Origin of the sequence: Paraburkholderia phenoliruptrix (assembly GCF_902859825.1) — a bacterium.
In the GTDB taxonomy this organism is placed as follows: domain Bacteria; phylum Pseudomonadota; class Gammaproteobacteria; order Burkholderiales; family Burkholderiaceae; genus Paraburkholderia; species Paraburkholderia phenoliruptrix.
In genome coordinates this window covers 72,972-91,505 of sequence record NZ_CADIKB010000015.1, presented here as the reverse complement: position 1 = coordinate 91,505, position 18,534 = coordinate 72,972, and the positions used below count along the sequence as shown (strand labels likewise).

At 64.8% G+C, this 18,534-nt stretch carries 12 protein-coding genes; 7 read left to right on the top strand and 5 right to left on the bottom strand.

Annotation, left to right across the window (positions count from 1 at the left end):
• The first annotated feature begins 10 nt into the window (after positions 1–10).
• Complete coding sequence (catC, locus tag HV711_RS17030; protein WP_035478688.1) at positions 11–289, top strand: muconolactone Delta-isomerase; 279 nt, start codon at positions 11–13, stop codon at positions 287–289.
• Positions 290–439: 150 nt separating this feature from the next.
• On the opposite strand, the gene HV711_RS17025 is transcribed toward catC, so the two are convergent.
• Positions 440–1,744, bottom strand: a complete 1,305-nt coding sequence (locus tag HV711_RS17025; RefSeq protein ID WP_035478687.1) for an MFS transporter — start codon at positions 1,742–1,744, stop codon at positions 440–442.
• Between the two features lie 86 nt (positions 1,745–1,830).
• Positions 1,831–2,028, bottom strand: coding sequence for a hypothetical protein (locus tag HV711_RS17020; RefSeq protein WP_175145162.1), 198 nt, complete (start codon positions 2,026–2,028; stop codon positions 1,831–1,833).
• A gap of 875 nt (positions 2,029–2,903) precedes the next feature.
• Between HV711_RS17020 and HV711_RS17015 the strand changes: the two genes are divergently transcribed.
• From HV711_RS17015 to HV711_RS17000, 4 genes are all read left to right on the top strand, one after another.
• Positions 2,904–3,740, top strand: a complete 837-nt coding sequence (locus tag HV711_RS17015) for an IclR family transcriptional regulator (protein ID WP_013587981.1) — start codon at positions 2,904–2,906, stop codon at positions 3,738–3,740.
• A gap of 383 nt (positions 3,741–4,123) precedes the next feature.
• Entirely contained in the window at positions 4,124–5,596 is a 1,473-nt protein-coding gene (locus HV711_RS17010) for an MdtA/MuxA family multidrug efflux RND transporter periplasmic adaptor subunit (RefSeq protein ID WP_035478724.1), read from the top strand.
• Positions 5,597–5,614: 18 nt separating this feature from the next.
• Positions 5,615–8,737 carry an MdtB/MuxB family multidrug efflux RND transporter permease subunit gene (locus HV711_RS17005; RefSeq protein ID WP_035478685.1) on the top strand — a complete coding sequence of 1,041 codons (3,123 nt, stop codon included), beginning with the start codon at positions 5,615–5,617 and terminating at the stop codon, positions 8,735–8,737.
• A gap of 4 nt (positions 8,738–8,741) precedes the next feature.
• Positions 8,742–12,071 carry an efflux RND transporter permease subunit gene (locus tag HV711_RS17000; RefSeq protein WP_035478684.1) on the top strand — a complete coding sequence of 1,110 codons (3,330 nt, stop codon included), beginning with the start codon at positions 8,742–8,744 and terminating at the stop codon, positions 12,069–12,071.
• 135 nt (positions 12,072–12,206) lie between these two features.
• Here HV711_RS17000 and HV711_RS16995 read toward each other — a convergent pair whose 3' ends face one another.
• From HV711_RS16995 to HV711_RS16985, 3 genes are all read right to left on the bottom strand, one after another.
• Positions 12,207–12,671: a hypothetical protein gene (locus HV711_RS16995; RefSeq protein ID WP_035478683.1), complete on the bottom strand. Its 465-nt coding sequence runs from the start codon at positions 12,669–12,671 to the stop codon at positions 12,207–12,209.
• Positions 12,672–12,693: 22 nt separating this feature from the next.
• Positions 12,694–13,254: a peroxiredoxin gene (locus tag HV711_RS16990; protein ID WP_013587976.1), complete on the bottom strand. Its 561-nt coding sequence runs from the start codon at positions 13,252–13,254 to the stop codon at positions 12,694–12,696.
• 253 nt (positions 13,255–13,507) lie between these two features.
• On the bottom strand, positions 13,508–14,845 hold the full coding sequence (locus HV711_RS16985) for an EAL and HDOD domain-containing protein (RefSeq protein ID WP_013587975.1): 1,338 nt from the start codon (positions 14,843–14,845) through the stop codon (positions 13,508–13,510).
• Between the two features lie 317 nt (positions 14,846–15,162).
• Here HV711_RS16985 and HV711_RS16980 point away from each other — a divergent pair, with 317 nt between their 5' ends.
• Positions 15,163–16,977, top strand: coding sequence for a putative bifunctional diguanylate cyclase/phosphodiesterase (locus HV711_RS16980; protein WP_028361047.1), 1,815 nt, complete (start codon positions 15,163–15,165; stop codon positions 16,975–16,977).
• A 90-nt stretch (positions 16,978–17,067) separates the two neighbouring features.
• Positions 17,068–18,525, top strand: a complete 1,458-nt coding sequence (locus HV711_RS16975) for an HDOD domain-containing protein (RefSeq protein ID WP_013587973.1) — start codon at positions 17,068–17,070, stop codon at positions 18,523–18,525.
• Positions 18,526–18,534 lie beyond the last annotated feature (9 nt).

The following is an 18,534-nucleotide window of genomic DNA, read 5'->3' as shown; positions in this document are numbered from 1 at the left end:
AGGAGCAAACATGCTGTATCTGGTCAGAATGGACGTACACCTGCCGCACGACATGCCGCAAGCGCAAGCCGAGGAAATCAAGGCTCGCGAGAAGGCCTACTCGCAAAAATTGCAACACGAAGGAAAATGGCAGCAACTGCATCGCGTCGTCGGTGAGTACGCGAACTACAGCGTATTCGATGTCGACTCGCACGACGAATTGCACACCATTCTTTCAGCGTTGCCCTTATTCCCGTATATGACCATGCAAGTGACGGCGCTTGCGCGCCACCCCTCGTCGATTTGCTGACGATAACGACTGCCTCCACGATACGCGTGCGCACCGCACGGCCCTGAATCGGACGCGGCCGTACGATGCCCATTCGATCGCCAGGTCGGAGAAGCTGCGCGGCAGCATCGACATCTGCGCGATTCGATCTGAGGAAAGTGCTCGATCGCGTCACGCGACGCCTCGCGATGCAATCGTCGACCGACGATGCGCCTGTTCGGGATGCAGATAGCGGGCGCTAAGCAGCGCCGCGACGATCAGCAGGCTCCCGCCGATGGCGAAACCGAGTTGATAGCCGTGTGCGCCCATGCCGCGATCCTGTTCCACCAGCCGCCCCACCACCACCGGTGAGATCGCTCCTGCGGTGGTCGCCACGGCAAGGTATATCCCCATCACCGAGCTACGCTGGCCCACCGGCACCAGTTCCGCGAGAATCGCGGGCACAAAGGCAAAGCAGATTGTCGGAAGGCATGTCGCGACGCCAAGGACCGCCACCTTGGCAAGCGGTGGCACGTCGATCATGGTCAGTCCGATGAGTAGCACGCCGCCCAGCAGAAATGCCGCGTTAACAATATTGACACGCGCCTTCCTGCTTGACGCGCCGCGCGCCAGCATGCGGTCGGAGATCCAACCCAGAGCAATGGTGTAAGGCGCCGTGAGAAGCAGCACGCCCGCAAATAGCCGGCCGGAAGTGACGGCGCCGAAGCCAAGTCCCATTTGCAGATACGCGGGCAGCCACGTGAGAATCAGCGCACCGGACCAATACGCCGAAAACCCGAGCAGTAGCAGGATCAGCATGGATGGCATGGTTACAATGCGACGGTATGGCAGCCGGGCCATCGCGGTATCGGAGACTGCCTGATCGCGGGCTGCGGGCGAAGCGCCGGGCACCGCGGCGAGACTGCCTTCGCGCCCGAAGCACAACCACAGGAGGCACCAGAGCGCGCCGACGACCGCAAGAAGTACAAAGTTCAACCGCCATCCCCAGTGCTTTGAGACGAGCGGAATCAGCAAGCCCGCGAGAACCAGTCCGACCGCCGCCCCTTGATTGAAGACCGCCATCGGAAGGTTTCGCTTCTCGTTCGGAAACCATTTGAAAAGCGCATGCATTGAGACTGCAATGGTCGGCCCCTCGGCAGCGCCGAGCACCACGCGGCAAACCAGAAAACTCATCACATCATGCGCGAAAACGAGTGGTATTTGCAGTACAGACCAACTGAGCGCAAGCACGAGGAGAATCCAGCGTGCGGGGTAGCGATCCGCCAGAAAGCTCAGGACCGCGCCGGATAGTGAAAACAACCAGAAGAAGCTCCCGGCTAACACGCCGAACTCCGCCGGGGACAGCTTGAGCTCGGCCATCAGGGGGACGGCCACCATGCCGAGAACGATCTTGTCGAGCAAGTTGACCAGCGCGAGGCCAGTCAGCAGAGCAGCAATACTCCACGCCCGACCGGGTCGATAGGCTGAATTGACCATTGTTGATTGCCTTATGTGCAAGTAGGTAATGGGCGCAACCGGGAGCGCCTGCTCAGGGCTCGACGACGCTGAAATGGCCGCTGAACCTATCGAGCATGCCGAGCAGCGCGATGAAGCGCTGCGCCCGTCGTGCTGCGCACGGCGGAATCGAGCGGATTCACGCTATACAGATTAGTCAGTTCCACGGGCGCGCCCATGTACCGCGCGATAGTCGGCGCATGAATGCCCGGCTTTGCGTTTTCGTCAGGCGTATTGGCGTCTTTATTCGAGGAGGCGTTGCGCATGAACAATTGAATTCCTGCGTTTGGAAGGATTCGGAAAGCGCAATGACAAAGCGGTACGCTCTGCATAAGCGCGTGCTTCCAGCAACCCGAGATTGTCGGAACTCTTGTTTGCATCGAGAGCGAACCGGCGCCCGCGAGCCCGGGCACGGTCCAGTACCGGCACGACGACTGGAATAAGAATAGGGGCCGCGCTCGTCAGCAAGGAGGCTCGGATTCAGATTGCGACAGGCGGCGTGACGCGAGGGAGCCTTGGCATTGGGGTGATCAAAAGCTCGCGCACCCGACAAATCTGCTGTCAAACCAAGTATCTCGAGACCGCTCAAAATTGCCGATGAAATGGCGCGGCGCACAACGACTTTTCCCGTTGCTGCAGACTTTGTTGTCTCTGAACTCGGTTATTCCCGTTGCTGCGGACTTTGTTGTGTCCCAATAAGCGCAAAAAAAAGGCGTCACGTTTCCGTGACGCCTTGAAAAGTTCTAGCCATTCCGAGGGCCGTGCTAGAACCTGAGAGAGGGTATTTCGAAAACAGGCGGGCGACTACACGTACTATGCGGTGCAAGGCACCGACTGCCGCCGCGGACCGGGACAACACTCACCGAACTTCCGCCCCGTCGCACAAAGGCCGGGGCGCCGGCACAAACGTGCGAACCCTGATACTTTGTTTCGAAATGAGGTTCCATTTTTTATGGTTATCCTGACTAAGTCAAGCAAAATCTGAACAGCTTCGGGCCGCCGCGGAAAATTATTCCGATACAATGAATAATAGGAGGAAATCCGGCGCTGCGCCGCGGCTGCAAGGCCGCCGCGCATGCATGAAAAGACGCCGGGGCCCCCGCGCCGACGGGAGTAATCTGAAATATCGTTCCAAAAATCCATGAACCCACGAACGCGAATCCGCACCGCCGCCGACCCCGTCAAAGAAAAAGACGGCTCCGGCGACGAGGTCACCGCGCTGGCACGTGGCCTGACGGTGCTCCGCTCCATTGCCGCGGCAGACGCGCCGCTCAGCAACCGCGAACTTACCGAAATCACGGGCATTCCGAAACCCACGGTCTCGCGCATCACCGCGACGCTCGTCGGCACCGGCTTTCTGTTCCGGCTGCCCGACAGCGAACGCTTCGTGCTGACGTCGTCGGTGCTGGAACTCAGCAACGGCTTCTTGCGCAACTTCGACATCCGCGCGCGCGCCCGGCCATTCCTGATCGAGCTCGCCGAGCGTACGCGGCTCTCGGTGCATCTCGCGGTGCGCGACCGCCTCGACATGGTGGTGATCGACGTGATCCGGCCGCGCTCGGCCGTGCTGGTGTCGCGTCTCGAAGTCGGCGCGCGCATGAGCCTCTGCCGCACCGCGATTGGCCGCGCCTATCTCGCCGCGCTCGACGAAGCAGATCGCGCCAGGCTGCTGACCGGCCTCCAGGCCGCCGAGGGCGACGACTGGGGCCACGTCGGCGGCCGCCTGGAAGCGGCGCTGCAGGAAACCATCGAGCGCGGTTTCGCCATCGCCACCGGCGAGTGGTACGACGGCCTGAACGCAATCGCGCTCGGCTTCACCGGCCCTTCCGGGGAACGCTACGCCGTCAATTGCGGCGGCTCGGCCGACCAGTGCCCGCGCGACTGGCTCATCAGCCGCGCCGGGCCCGATCTGCTCGACTGCGTCGCGCGCATCGTGCTCGAAATCGGCGGCACACCGGCGCGCCGCCTGGACAACTGACGGGCGCGGCACCCGCCCGGCTTCCCTGCCCCGCCCTGCGCAAAGGAAACGTCCCGCATCCTGTAACCGGCGTAATCAAAGGAAAAATACGCGGGTGGACTGTTACAGACCACGGGACGTAGGATCATGCATTCCTGTGGCGGAGGCGCCCGCGCGATCTGGCGCGAGGCCGTCCGGCATGCCCTGCCCGAGCCCGCGTGGCGGGCCTTGAGCGGCGCCGCGCGGGCATCCTTGTCCGCGTCTCGGGTAGCATCGCGCTGAACACGCGCCGCCCGCCGGCTGTCGAAACCGCCTGTCGTGCCGTCCGCATGGGCAAGCGCCTTGCGTCGATGCGGCACAATCGCGCGTACGCCTCACTTCCAAGCCAGTCACTGATCGAACCGATGGACGAACAACAACAGCATTCGGAAACTTCACGCCACGCCGATCCGGCTTCTCCCAGATCGCTCGACGACGCGCCAGACCGTCCGTCGCGCCCCTCCGGCCCGCATCAGCCGCAGCGGCACGATGCGCCGCCCGGAGGCCTCAGAAGCCACCGCGGCCGCAATGCGGCGCTCATCGTCCTCGCGCTGCTGATCCTCGGCTTCGTCCTGTGGCGCTGGCATCCGTGGGGGTCGCCCGGCGGCAGCGCACCCGGCGCAAGCGGCGCACATAGCGGCCGGCCGGGCCGCGGCGGCCCTGGCGCCATGGCCAACATGCCGCAGCCGGTGCATGTGGCCACCGCCGCGCAAGGCGAGATGCCGGTCGTGCTGACCGCGCTCGGCACCGTCACGCCGCTCGCCAACGTGACGGTCCTGCCGCAGTTGAGCGGCACGTTGCAGGACGTGTATTTCAAGGAAGGCCAGATGGTCAGGAAGGGCGACGTGCTCGCCCAGATCGACCCGCGTCCCTACCAGATCTCGCTCGACAATGCGCAAGGCACGCTCGCTCGCGACGAAGCGCTGCTGCAAACCGCACGCCTCGACCTGAAGCGCTATCAGACGCTGCTGTCGCAAGATTCGATTGCGAGCCAGCAAGTCGATACGCAGGCATCGCTCGTGCGTCAGTATGAAGGCACCGTGAAGGCCGACAAGGCCAACGTCGACACTTACAAGCTCGACCTCGTGTACGCGCGCATCACCGCGCCGGTGTCCGGGCGCGTCGGCCTGCGCCAGGTCGATCCCGGCAACTACGTGACGCCGAGCCTCACCAACGGCATCGTCGTGATAACGCAGTTGCAGCCGATCAGCGTGATTTTCACCACGTCGGAAGACAACCTGCAGCAGATTCTCGAACAGACGCAAACCGGCGCGAAGCTTTCCGTGACCGCCTACGACCGCAGCAATACCACGTCGCTCGAGGGCGGCACGCTGGAGACGCTCGACAATCAGATCGACACCACCACCGGCACCGTCAAACTGCGCGCGATCTTCCAGAACAGCAAGAACCTGCTGTTCCCGAATCAGTTCGTCAACACGCGCCTTCTCGTCAATACCATCAAGGACGCGGTGATCGTCCCGACCTCGGCCGTGCTCAACGGCTCCATGGGCCAGTTCGTCTACGTCGTGAAGCCGGACAATACGGTGACCGTGCGGCCCGTGAAGGTCGGTCCCCTCGACGGCGAACGCACCAGCATCAAGTCGGGCCTGCAAGTCGGCGAGCGCGTCGTGATCGACGGTTCGGACCGGCTGAAGGAAGGTGCGAAGATCACCATTCCGGCCGACAAGCCGCGGGGCGCTTCAGGCACGCGGGGCGCCCGGGCCGCCGGCGCTGCTTCGGGCGCGAGCGGCGCGGCAGCGTATGCCGCATCAGGTGCGGCGGGCGCATCGGGCGCGCGCGCCCACCACGGCAAGCACGCGGCGCAAGCTTCGCAATAAAGGCACGGCACTTACCGCATGAATCCCTCCCGCGCCTTTATTCTGCGCCCCGTCGGCACCGCGCTGCTGATGGCGGCAATCATGCTCGTCGGCCTCGTCGCACTGCGCTTTCTGCCGCTCTCCGCGCTGCCCGAAGTCGACTACCCGACCATCCAGGTGCAGACGTTCTACCCGGGCGCGAGCCCCGACGTGATGACCTCGTCGGTCACCGCGCCGCTCGAGCGGCAGTTCGGCCAGATGCCGTCGCTCAATCAGATGTCGTCGCAAAGCTCGGCCGGTTCCTCGATCATCACGCTGCAGTTCAGCCTCGATCTGCCGCTCGACATCGCCGAGCAGGAAGTCCAGGCCGCAATCAACGCGGCGGGCAACCTGCTGCCGTCCGACCTGCCCGCGCCGCCGATCTACGCCAAGGTCAATCCGGCCGACGCGCCGATCATCACGCTCGCGATCACGTCGAAAACGCTGCCGCTCACGCAAGTCCAGGATCTGGCCGACACGCGTCTCGCGCAGAAAATCTCGCAGGTCGCCGGTGTGGGTCTTGTCAGCCTGTCGGGCGGCCAGCGGCCGGCCGTGCGGATTCAGGCGAACCCGCGCGCGCTCGCCGCGTACGGTCTGAATCTCGACGACCTGCGCACTACCATCTCGAACCTGAACGTCAATACGCCGAAGGGCAACTTCGACGGCCCCACGCGCAACTACACGATCAACGCGAACGACCAGTTGACGGACGCGAACGGCTACAAGAGCGCGGTAGTCGCCTACAAGGGCGGCCGCCCGGTGATGCTCACCGACGTCGCGACCATCGTGCAAGGCGCCGAGAACACCAAGCTCGGCGCGTGGGTGGACGGCACGCCGGCCATCATCCTGAACGTGCAGCGCCAGCCGGGCGCGAACGTCATTCAGGTGGTGGACAACATCAAGAAGCTGCTGCCGCAGTTGCAGCAGGCGCTGCCCGCTGCGCTCGACGTGCAGGTCGTCACCGACCGCACCACCACGATCCGCGCGTCGGTGCGCGACGTGCAGTTCGAACTCGCGATGTCGGTCGTGCTCGTCGTGCTGGTCATGTACCTCTTTCTCGCCAACGTCTACGCGACCATCATTCCGAGTCTCTCCGTGCCGCTTTCGCTGATCGGCACGCTCGCCGTGATGTACCTGTGCGGCTTTTCGCTCGACAACCTCTCGCTGATGGCGCTGACCATCGCGACCGGGTTCGTCGTCGACGACGCGATCGTGATGATCGAGAACATCGCACGCTACGTGGAAGAAGGGGAATCGCCCCTCGAAGCCGCATTGAAGGGCTCGAAGCAGATCGGCTTCACGATCATTTCGCTGACCGTCTCGCTGATCGCCGTGCTGATTCCGCTCCTCTTCATGGGCGACGTGGTGGGCCGGCTGTTCCACGAGTTCGCAATCACGCTGGCCGTCACCATCGTGATCTCGGCGGTCGTGTCGCTCACGCTCGTGCCCATGATGTGCGCGAAGCTCTTGCGGCACACGCCGCCGCACGAGAGCCACCGCTTCGAAGCGCGCGCGCACCGTGCGATCGACTGGGTGATCGCCCGTTACGCCGTCGCGCTCACGTGGGTGCTGGACCGGCAGCGCGCCACGCTCGTCGTCGCCCTGCTGACGCTCGCGCTGACCGCGCTCCTGTATGTGTTCATTCCGAAGGGTTTCTTCCCGGTTCAGGACACGGGCGTCATCCAGGCGATCACGCAGGCGCCGCAGTCGGTCTCGTATGCGTCGATGGCCGAGCGTCAGCAGGAACTCGCCGCGCAGATTCTGAAGAATCCGGACGTGGAGAGCCTCACGTCGTTTATCGGCGTGGACGGCAGCAATATCACGCTGAACAGCGGCCGCATGCTCATCAACCTGAAGCCGCGCGACGACCGCAGCCACACCGCGAGCGAAGTGATCCGCCAGTTGCAGCAGGACGTCGCGCACATCGCCGGCGCGTCGCTGTACATGCAGCCGGTGCAGGATCTGACCATCGATTCGACGGTCAGCCCCACGCAGTATCAGTTCATGCTGACGGATCCCAACATCGGCGAATTCACGACGTGGGTGCCGAAGCTCGTCGAGCGCCTGAAACAGTCGCCCGAACTCGCCGACGTCGCAACCGACCTGCAGGACAACGGCCAGTCGGTCTATGTGGAGATCGACCGCGCCACGGCGTCGCGTTACGGCATCACGCCCGCCACCGTGGACAGCGCGCTGTACGACGCGTTCGGCCAGCGCATCGTGTCGACCATCTTTACGCAGTCGAACCAGTACCGCGTGATTCTGGAAGCGCAGCCTTCCATGCAGCATTACACCGAGTCGCTGAATTCGATCTATCTGCCCTCTTCCACGTCGTCCGGCGGGCAAGTGCCGCTTTCGGCCATTGCGCGGTTCGTCGAAAAGCCGGCGCCGCTCCTCGTCACGCACCTGAGCCAGTTTCCCGCGACCACGGTGTCGTTCAATCTCGCGCCCGGTTCGTCGCTCGGCGCGGCGGTGAAGGCCATCGAGCAGGCGGAGAAGGACATCGGCTTGCCGGCGTCGTTCCAGACGCGTTATCAGGGCGCGGCGCTCGCCTTCCAGGCGTCGCTCTCGAACGAACTGTTCCTGATTCTCGCGGCCATCGTCACCATGTATATCGTGCTCGGCGTGCTGTACGAGAGCTTCATTCACCCGATCACGATTCTGTCCACACTGCCGTCCGCGGGTGTCGGCGCATTGCTCGCGCTGCTGATTACCGGCCACGATCTCGACATCATCGGCATCATCGGCATCGTGCTGCTGATCGGCATCGTGAAGAAGAACGCGATCATGATGATCGACTTCGCACTCTACGCCGAGCGCGAGGAAGGCAAGGCGCCGCGCGAAGCCATTTACCAGGCGTGCCTGCTGCGCTTCAGGCCCATTCTGATGACCACGCTCGCGGCGCTGCTCGGCGCGCTGCCGCTCATGCTCGGCACGGGCGCGGGCTCCGAATTGCGCCGGCCGCTCGGCATCGCGATTGCGGGCGGTCTGATCGTGAGCCAGTTGCTGACGCTCTTCACCACGCCGGTGATCTACCTCGCGTTCGACTCGCTGGCACGCCGTGCGCGCGAACGCTTCAACCGCGGCGGCCCGGCGGCCGGCGCGACGGACGCAGGGAACTGATGCGATGAACCTGTCGCGTCCGTTTATCTCGCGCCCCGTCGCCACCACGCTGCTCGCCATCGGCATCGCGCTGTCAGGCATTTTCGCGTTCATGAAGCTGCCGGTCGCGCCGCTGCCGCAAGTGGACTTCCCGACCATTTCGGTCCAGGCGTCGTTGCCGGGGGCAAGCCCGGACACGGTGGCGACCAGCGTGGCGAGTCCGCTCGAACGGCACCTCGGTTCGATCGCCGACGTCACCGAAATGACGTCGATGAGCTCCGTCGGCTCCACGCGCATCACGATGCAGTTCGGCCTGAACCGCAACATCGACGGCGCCGCGCGCGACGTCCAGGCGGCCATCAACGCCGCGCGCGCCGATCTGCCGGCCAGCCTGCGCAGCAATCCGACCTATCACAAGGTCAATCCGGCCGACGCGCCCATCATGATTCTCGCGCTCACGTCGAAAACGCTCACCGCCGGGCAGTTGTACGACTCCGCGGCCACCGTGCTGCAGCAGTCGCTCTCGCAAGTGGAGGGGGTCGGCGAAGTGGACGTGAGCGGCTCGGCCAACCCGGCCGTGCGCGTCGAACTGGAACCGCAGGCGCTGTTTCACTACGGCATCGGCCTCGAAGACGTGCGCGCGGCGCTCGCCGCGGCCAACGCCAACAGTCCGAAGGGTTCCATTGAGTTCGGCCAGAACCGCGTGCAGATCTATACGAACGACCAGGCGAGCAAGGCGGCGCAGTACCGCGACCTCGTGATCGCGTATCGCAACGGCTCGGCGGTCAAACTGTCGGACGTGGCCGAAGTCGTGGATTCGGTGGAGGACCTGCGCAACCTCGGCCTCTTCAACGGCAAGCGCTCGGTGCTCGTGATTCTGTACCGGCAGCCCGGCGCGAACATCATCGAAACCATCGACCGCGTCACGGCGATGCTGCCGCAACTGCACGCGTCGCTGCCCGCGGACGTGGACATCACACCGACCGCCGACCGCTCGACCACCATCCGCGCGTCGCTGAAAGACACCGAGCACACGCTGATGATCGCGGTGGCGCTCGTCGTGATGGTGGTGTTCCTGTTCCTGCGCAACTGGCGCGCCACGCTCATTCCGAGCGTCGCGGTGCCGATTTCGATTATCGGCACGTTCGGCGCGATGTATCTGCTCGGTTTCTCGATCGACAACCTCTCGCTCATGGCCCTGACCATCGCGACCGGCTTCGTGGTGGACGACGCCATCGTCGTGCTCGAAAACATCTCGCGCCACATCGAGAACGGCGTGCCGCGCATGAAGGCCGCGTTCCTCGGCGCGCGCGAAGTCGGCTTCACGGTCATGTCGATCAGCATCTCGCTCGTCGCCGTGTTCCTGCCGATCCTGCTGATGGGCGGCATCGTCGGGCGGCTGTTCCGCGAGTTCGCGCTGACGCTGTCGCTTGCCATCGGCGTGTCGCTCATCGTCTCCCTCACGCTCACGCCGATGATGTGCTCGCGCCTTTTGCGCGAGCCGCACGAACAGCGCGAGGAAGGCCGGTTCGGCCGCTGGCTGGAGCGCGGCTTTGCCCGCATGCAGCGCGGCTACGAACGCACGCTCGGCTGGGCGCTGCTGCATCCGCGGCTCATTCTGTTCGTGCTGCTCGCCACCATCGGCCTGAATATCTGGCTCTACATCGTCGTGCCGAAGGGATTTTTCCCGCAGCAGGACACGGGGCGGCTCATCGGCGGCATTCAGGCGGACCAGAGCACGTCGTTTCAGGCCATGAAAGGCAAGTTCTCGCAGATGATGGAAATCGTCGGCAAGAACCCGGCCGTCGACAGCGTGGTCGGCTTCACAGGCGGCCGGCAGACCAATTCGGGCTTCATGTTCGTCTCGCTGAAACCGAAGAGCGAGCGCAAGATTTCCGCCGATCAGGTGATCCAGCAATTGCGTGCGCCGCTTGCCGACGTCGCGGGCGCCCGCACGTTCCTGCAGGCGGTGCAGGACATACGCGTGGGCGGGCGGCAGTCGAACGCGCAATATCAGTTCACGCTGCTCGCCGATTCGACACCCGACCTGTACCTGTGGGGGCCGAAGCTCACGGAGGCGCTGCAGGCGCGCAAGGAACTCGCGGACGTGAATTCCGACCAGCAGCAAGGCGGCCTGGAAGCCATGGTCACGATCGACCGCGCGAGCGCGGCGCGGCTAGGCATCAAGCCTGCGCAGATCGACAACACGCTCTACGACGCGTTTGGCCAGCGTCAGGTGTCGACGATCTACAACCCGCTCAACCAGTATCACGTCGTGATGGAAGTGGCGCCGAAATACTGGCAAAGCCCGGACATGCTCAAGCAGGTGTACATCAGCACGTCGGGCGGCAGCGCTAGCGGCGCGCAGACCACCAATGCACCTGCGGGCACGGTCACCGCAAGCACGGCAACCACGTCGGCGACGAAATCGTCCACCAGCGCGTCGTCGGGCGGCACGGGCGGCACGACAGCGTCGAGCGCCGCGGCGATTGCCGCCGATTCGGCGCGCAACCAGGCGATCAATTCGATTGCGTCGAGCGGCAAGTCGAGCGCGTCGTCGGGCGCGGCGGTGTCGACGTCGAAGGAAACGATGGTGCCGCTCTCCGCCATCGCGAGCTTCGGCCCGGGCAATACGCCGCTTTCGGTAAATCACCAGAGCCAGTTCGTCGCTTCGACAATCTCGTTCAACTTGCCGCCGGGCGTGTCGCTGTCCACCGCAACGCAGGCGATCTACCAGACCATGGCCGAGATCGGCATGCCGGCCACCATCCACGGCAGCTTCCAGGGCACCGCGCAGGCGTTCCAGCAGTCGATGTCGGATCAGCCCATCCTGATTCTGGCCGCGCTTGCCGCCGTCTATATCGTGCTCGGCATTCTGTACGAGAGCTATATCCACCCGCTCACCATTCTGTCGACGCTGCCGTCGGCCGGCGTCGGCGCGTTGCTCGCGCTGCTCCTCTTTCAGACCGAGTTCAGCATCATCGCGTTGATCGGCGTGATTCTGCTCATCGGCATCGTGAAGAAGAACGCGATCATGATGGTGGATTTCGCGATCGAGGCGTCGCGCCACGGCCGCTCGTCGCGCGACGCGATTCACGAGGCGTGCCTCCTGCGCTTCCGTCCGATCATGATGACCACCTTCGCCGCGATGCTCGGTGCGCTGCCGCTCGCGTTCGGACGCGGCGAAGGTGCGGAGTTGCGCGCGCCGCTCGGCATTGCGATTGTCGGCGGGCTGATCATGAGCCAGATGCTGACGCTTTACACCACGCCGGTCGTCTATCTGTACATGGACCGGATCCGCGTGCGCTGGGAGTCGCGCAAGGCGCGCAGACGCGGTATCGCGCCGTCGCCCTGATGCCATGGGATGCGACGGCACGCGATGCCGCACGAGCTGACGTAAGCTGATGCAAGCGCCAGGGCGCGGCGAGCTTTAAGCAAGCCGACAAGCAAAGCTCGTCCGCTCGACTTCATGCCGCCGGCGCAATCGGCGTTAGAGCTTCTGCTCCATCGCGAGCAGAAAAATGCGTTGCCATTGCCTTGCCTGCCGCTCGCTCTGCATCGGCAGCAGCCAGACGCCGCGCGCGGCGTCCTTGACCTTCAGCGCGAGCTGCCATTGCGTTTCCTGACGCGCCACCTCGGCGGCGAGCAGATCGGCAAAGATATAGGCGCCCTCTTCCCCGCCAAGCCGGACCTCGCAAAAGCGCTGGCCCGCGGCGAGCCGCACCGAGCCCCACGTGCCGTCCAGCCGGTGTGTCCAGTTGCCGTCGCGAACATTCGGCGCAACCTCCTTGCGGCGACGCAGCCAGTAAGCCACGGCGGCGATCAGCAGCAACGCGGCCAGCACCGCGACGCCGACGGCCACCGCCGTGCCGAAAGCCGCCTGCAACGCGTCGAACGCGCGCACCGCGCCGTACCCGAGCGCGATCAGCGCGAATAATCCAACCAGAATCGGCATCGCGAACCTTCGAGCGGAAGCGTTACGGCTTGTGCGTCGCGGCCCAATCCTTCACGGCCTTGAGCGTGTTCTCCACATGCTTCTCCGGCCAAAGGCTCGTGTACTCGTAGATGATCTTGCCGTCCGGCGCGATCACATACGACACGCGGTTGGCCATCGAGCTATGCATCGGCATGCCGGCGTCGTAGGCGCCGATCACTTTCGACTGCGCGTCCGCGGCCACCGGGAATTTGCTGCGGCACTCGCTCACCGAGAACTTCGTCAACGTGTCGATGTTGTCGTGCGACACGCCGATCACCGTCGCGCCATATTTCTTGTATTCGTCGACGGCCTCGGCGAATTCATGCGCCTCGATCGTGCAGCCCTTGGTGAAAGCGGCCGGGTAGAAGTACAGCACCACGGGGCCCTTTTTCAGCTCGTCGGCAAGCGAATAGGTGTAGGTCTTGCCGCCGAGCGACGCCTCTGCGGTGAATGGCGGCGCCGTGTCGCCCGGCTTGAGCGTCGCGTGCGCGGCCAACGAATAAGCGGCGCACGCCACCGACACTGCGGCGGCCAGCACCGCCGGCATGAGCTTTCTCTTCATCTGCGATCCTTTGTGCGTCGATGCATACCGGATTCCGGCAGGAATTCACGGCTGTGCCGTTCAGCGGCAGTGACCGATGGTCGAGCAGCATGCAAGCGTCTAACGCGCCGCACCGAAGCATGAACGGCCAGCCTTGCGCTCTATTGGACCACGTACGCGAAAAATAAGTGCGAGAAGCCGCAAACGGCATGCGGCATGCAGCAAACGGCATGCATGCCGATGCCGACGTCGTCGCGAATCGGCAGACGGGCGATCAGGCCGCCGCCTCCTCGATATGCGCGCCGAACCACGCCGCCGCGGAGAGATTCAGCTCGGCCAGTATCTCGGGCGTGAGCGCGGCGAATTCCGGCGGCGCATCGGCGCTGCGCGCGATCGACGCCGCGTCGCCGCCCTCGCCGGCCGCCTGGGCGATACGCAGGAGCGTGCCGAGCGGTCCGCTTTTCTCGACGATCGCCTCGCGAATCTGCGGCGCGAGGCCGAGCTTTTCGAGCACCGCTTTCGGCGTGCTGCCGAGCAGCACATGCACGAGCGAAAAGATGCCGGTCATGAACGCGGCGTCGGCGAATTCGTCGTCGGCGGGACGCAGCCAGCCCGCGGCCAGCTCCATGAAGCGCGAGCGGGTGCCCGCCAGCTGGACGAGCGGATCGGCTCGCCACGGCAGCTCGCCGCTGTCCGCGTAAAGCAGCAGCTGCGCCCAGCGGGCGATCTGCCGCGTGCCGGTCGCAATGATCGCCTCGCGCAGCGACGCGATATTGCGTCCAAGACCGAAGGCGCTCGAATTGACGAGGCGCAGCAACTGCACGACGACGCTCGGATTCAGCTTCAGCTCGGCTTCCAGCTCGACGATGCCCGCGTCGCGCGACAGCAGCGCGAGCAGGCGCAACAGGCCCGGACGCGGCGAGCGGTTGCGCGGCGCGGCCAGCACTTGCGGCCGCGCGAAGAAGTAGCCCTGGAAGAGGTCGAAGCCGAGATCGCGGGCGAGCGCGAAGTCTTCGCGCGTCTCGACTTTTTCGGCGATCAGCGTCTTGCCTCGGCCGCGCATGGCCGCCGCGAGTTCCGGCAGATGCGCGCGCGCCGTCTGCAGGAAGTCGATCTTGACGATGTCCGCATGCGGCAGCATCGCGAGCAGTTCGTCGGAGAGCTGCGTCACGTCGTCGAGCGCGACCTGGAAACCGCCGCGCCGCAGCTCGCCGAGCCGGCGCGCGAGTTGCGCGTCGAACTTGACCGTTTCGAGGATTTCGAGCACAAACCGCTCCGGCGGCATGACATGGACGATGTCGTCGAACAGCAGCTCGCGGTCGATATTCACGAAGCCGCGATGCCGTCCGAGCACAGCGGGCACGCCGATGCCGCCGAGCGCGCGCGCCACCACCTGCGCGGTCGCCTGCGCGTCGTTGGTGACCTGCGCATAGTTCTGGGCGCCGGCCCGGAACAGCAGTTCGTACGCATTAAGGGCGCCCGCGCGATCGAGGATCGGTTGCCGGCCGAGATAGACGAACTGCGCGGCCGTAGCCGCGTCGGGATCGTCGCCGGTCGCGTCGCGCACCTCGATGCGCCGGGCGGAGGCCCGGACCAAATGAAGTTCAGACATGGATCATCGGTGCAGCTTTCGAAGGCCTGAGCGGCAGCGGCGCGCCGCCAACGCACAGGGGTTTGCCGTATTAACGGACGTGGGGCAACCGCACTTTAACCGAATCCGCGCCGGATCAACCCTGAATCGGCCATTTCCGGCGGCCGTCGCGCGCCGATTTCCCTTACGGGATGTTTTTCTCGCGCAGCCACTAAAGATTTCGGGCGGCGGGTCGTTATCTTGTCCTGATGGGGTGGCCTGATACCGTTTTGCCGCCCCGACGAGGCGAACGGCCAGCCGCCCCGCCCGCAGACGAACACAGGTTGCCAGCGACAAACATGGAAGCGAACAGGATCACCGCGCCCCGCCGGGGCTCCTTGCGCACGGTCGTCGACCGGCTTCTGGGCCGTGGCCGGCGCGTCGAGGACACACCGCAAGCCGAGCCGCCCGCCCTGCCGCAACTCGAACAGGTGGTCGGCGCCGTGGATCTGCTCGCGCACGTGGACAACGAGCTGCGCTTCATCTACGTGTCCGACGCGAGCCTGCGCTTTATCGGCTATCACCGCGAGTATCTGGAGACCATCACGCTGCACGAACTGGTGGCTCAGACCGACACGGCGCGCCTTGACGCGCTGCTCGCGCGCGCCTCCACCACCGGCAATGTCGAAAAGGCGACGCTCGGGCTCATCAAGTCGCTGACCTATCCGATCACCGTCGAGTTGCGCGTGGTGCGCAGCAGCCACCACGGCATGGAAGGCTTCGCGATCGCCGGCTTCGACGTGTCGGCCTGGCGCGCGAGCGAGGAGCGCCTCATCCAGGCGCTCCATCTCGATCGGCTGACCAATCTCGCCAACCAGTCCGCGCTGATTCCCGCGCTGCTCGAAGCGCAACAGCGGGCCGACGCGCACGGCACGCCCGCCGCGCTGCTGCTGCTCGACATCGACGATTATCAGCGGGTGAACCGCGCGCTCGGCTACGACGCCGGCGACGAAATGCTGCGCGACACGGCGCGGCGCATTCTGAACATGACGAGCCCGAACGAGACGGTGGCCCGCATCGCCAGCGACGAGTTCGCGATTCTCGTCAAGCCCGCCGCCAACCGCACCGACGCCGCCGCGGCAGCGGAAGCGCTGGCGCGGCGCCTCTTGACCGCGATCCAGCAGCCGTATGTATTTAACGGCCAGCAGGTGCATCTGTCGGCGAGCATCGGCATTGCGCTTTATCCGGACGTGCGTCACGCGAACGACACCGCCGCGCACGACACGCACCTGCTGCGCTGGGCCGACCACGCGTTGCTGCAGGCGAAGGCGGCGGGCGGCAACACGCTCGCCTTCTACGTGCCGGACGACAATCCCGCCGACGCCGAACGCCTGAAACTGGAGGCGGACCTCTACGACGGCGTACGCAACGGCGAATTCTCGCTGCACTTCCAGCCGATCACGAGCAGCCGCACGCACGGCGTGGTCGGCGTGGAGGCCTTGATCCGCTGGATGCATCCGGTGCACGGCCTCGTGCCGCCGTCCATGTTCATTCCGCTCGCGGAATCGGTCGGGCTCATCAACTTTCTCGGCAACTGGGTGCTCAAGGTTGCCTGCATGCAGCTGATCCAGTGGGATGCAAAGGGCATCTCGCTGCAATATGTCGCGGTCAACGTGTCGCCGCAGCAGTTCCGGGATCCGCGCTTCAAGGACGCCGTGCGCGAGGCGATCAACCTGACAGGCATCGACCCGCGGCGCCTCGTGTTCGAGATCACCGAGAGTCTGCTGATGCACGACCCCGCGCACGCCAAGGTGCTGCTGGAGGACCTGACGGCCATGGGCATCCGCTTTGCCGTCGACGATTTCGGTACCGGCTATTCGAGCCTGGCTTACCTGCAACGGTTTCCCCTTGCAAAACTGAAGATCGACAGGAGTTTTGTCGAGAATCTGCTAACCTCCCGAAACGACCAGGCGATCGTCAGCGCGGTGGTCGGCCTCGCCCAGACGCTCGACCTCGAACTGGTCGCCGAGGGCGTCGAAACCGAAGCGCAGCGCAGCCTGCTCACCGAGATGGGATGTGACCACATACAGGGATGGCTCGTCTGTCAGGCGTTGCCATCCGACGAACTGGCGCAACGTTTCGAAGCGCGCTCCCTTTATCTGCACACTGCCTAGCGTGCAGATCAGGCGCTCAAAGAGCGGCATCAGCCGGCTTCGCGCCGGCATGGCATTCATTGGAACACGTATGGCTTTTGCGGGACTCACATGGTAAAGGCGGCGGTGCTCGACCGGCTCTGGACGCGAATGAGCGAGCGCGGCGATTTCCCCATGCTGTCGCAGTCGTTGCGCACCACCATGGCGGCAATGAACAACGACGACCTCGACTTCACCGGCCTCGTGCAGGTGGTGCTGTCGGACTTCGCATTGACGCAAAAAGTGCTGCGGCTCGCGAACTCGGCGATGTATATGGCATTCGGCGGCAATATCACGACGGTGTCGCGTGCGCTGATGGTGCTCGGCATGGACGCCGTCGGACATCTCGTCGTCGGCCTGAAGATCGTCGATCACTTTCATCACAGCGCGCCGCGGCGTATCGACGCGAAGCTCGAACTGAACCGCACGCTGCTCTCGGGCTGCGTCGCGCGCAAGCTGACCGAGCGCGGCGATCTGCGCGCCGGCGAGGAAGCGGTGGTCTGCACGCTGATGCGGCAGATCGGCAAACTGCTGGTGGTGTTCTACCTCGACGCGGAATGGGATCAGATCCGCCGTCACATCGAAAGCGGCACGCTCGAAAACGATGCGTGCGTGCTCGTGCTCGGCGTGACCTTCGACGAGATCGGCGAGGAAGCCGCCGTGCGCTGGCGCCTGCCCGACATGATCCGCTCGGGCATGGGCGAGTTCGATCCGCAGGACACCGAGCAGCCGCGCCAGGTGCAGTGGCTGCGCGCCATCACCAATTACTCGACGGCGGTCGCGGACGTCCTCACGCAGCAGAACGTGCCCGACTTCGAGCGCGAGGAGCGCATTGCCGAACTGGCGCAGGAATATAGCCGCGCGCTCAACACCGATCCGGAAGTGCTCCTCGAGATGAGCGTCGCGCTCGCCCGCGAAGAAGGCGGCGACGGCGTGATGCGCGAAATCGTCGAGCTGCGTGCGAACGCCGACGCGATTGCGCGCGAGGCGCTCAACCCGGAGGCGCGCATCGCCGCAGGCGTCGAAGACCTGCGCAATCTGCCCGATAACAGCTCGCTCGCGCCGGCGCTCGGCATGGCCTCGGAAACGGTGCTCGCCGCACTCGGCTTCGCGCGCACGGTGGTGTTCGTCAAGCACAGCAACGGTACTTTCCGGGCGCGTCTCGGCCTCGGCCCGAAAATCGACGCGGCGCTGCCCAAGCTCGCCTTCGGCTCGGCCTTCGAGCCCGACGTGTTCCATCTGGCCATCGCGAATTCGGTGGGCATTTTCATCGAAAATGCGCGCGATCCGAAAATGGTCGCGCGGCTGCCCGAGTGGTTCCGCCGTTCATTCGACGACGCCCGCGCCTTCGTGCTATTGCCGGTGGTGGACGAAACGGAGCAGACCGTCGCTCTGCTCTACGGCGACTGGTCTCATACGCAGGAGCCACGCCGCATCTCACAGAAGGAGATGAGCGTGCTGAACGAACTGGCCAAGGAGTTAGGCCGTTTTTTCGGCCTGGGGCAGATGCGGGAAATGGAGACGATGTAAAGACGTGGC

Coding starts and splice junctions, on each gene's coding strand:
- catC (WP_035478688.1), top strand. CDS start 11: ATGCTGTATCTGGTCAGAATGGACGTACACCTGCCGCACGACATGCCG.
- HV711_RS17025 (WP_035478687.1), bottom strand. CDS start 1,744: ATGGTCAATTCAGCCTATCGACCCGGTCGGGCGTGGAGTATTGCTGCT.
- HV711_RS17020 (WP_175145162.1), bottom strand. CDS start 2,028: ATGCGCAACGCCTCCTCGAATAAAGACGCCAATACGCCTGACGAAAAC.
- HV711_RS17015 (WP_013587981.1), top strand. CDS start 2,904: ATGAACCCACGAACGCGAATCCGCACCGCCGCCGACCCCGTCAAAGAA.
- HV711_RS17010 (WP_035478724.1), top strand. CDS start 4,124: ATGGACGAACAACAACAGCATTCGGAAACTTCACGCCACGCCGATCCG.
- HV711_RS17005 (WP_035478685.1), top strand. CDS start 5,615: ATGAATCCCTCCCGCGCCTTTATTCTGCGCCCCGTCGGCACCGCGCTG.
- HV711_RS17000 (WP_035478684.1), top strand. CDS start 8,742: ATGAACCTGTCGCGTCCGTTTATCTCGCGCCCCGTCGCCACCACGCTG.
- HV711_RS16995 (WP_035478683.1), bottom strand. CDS start 12,671: ATGCCGATTCTGGTTGGATTATTCGCGCTGATCGCGCTCGGGTACGGC.
- HV711_RS16990 (WP_013587976.1), bottom strand. CDS start 13,254: ATGAAGAGAAAGCTCATGCCGGCGGTGCTGGCCGCCGCAGTGTCGGTG.
- HV711_RS16985 (WP_013587975.1), bottom strand. CDS start 14,845: ATGTCTGAACTTCATTTGGTCCGGGCCTCCGCCCGGCGCATCGAGGTG.
- HV711_RS16980 (WP_028361047.1), top strand. CDS start 15,163: ATGGAAGCGAACAGGATCACCGCGCCCCGCCGGGGCTCCTTGCGCACG.
- HV711_RS16975 (WP_013587973.1), top strand. CDS start 17,068: ATGGTAAAGGCGGCGGTGCTCGACCGGCTCTGGACGCGAATGAGCGAG.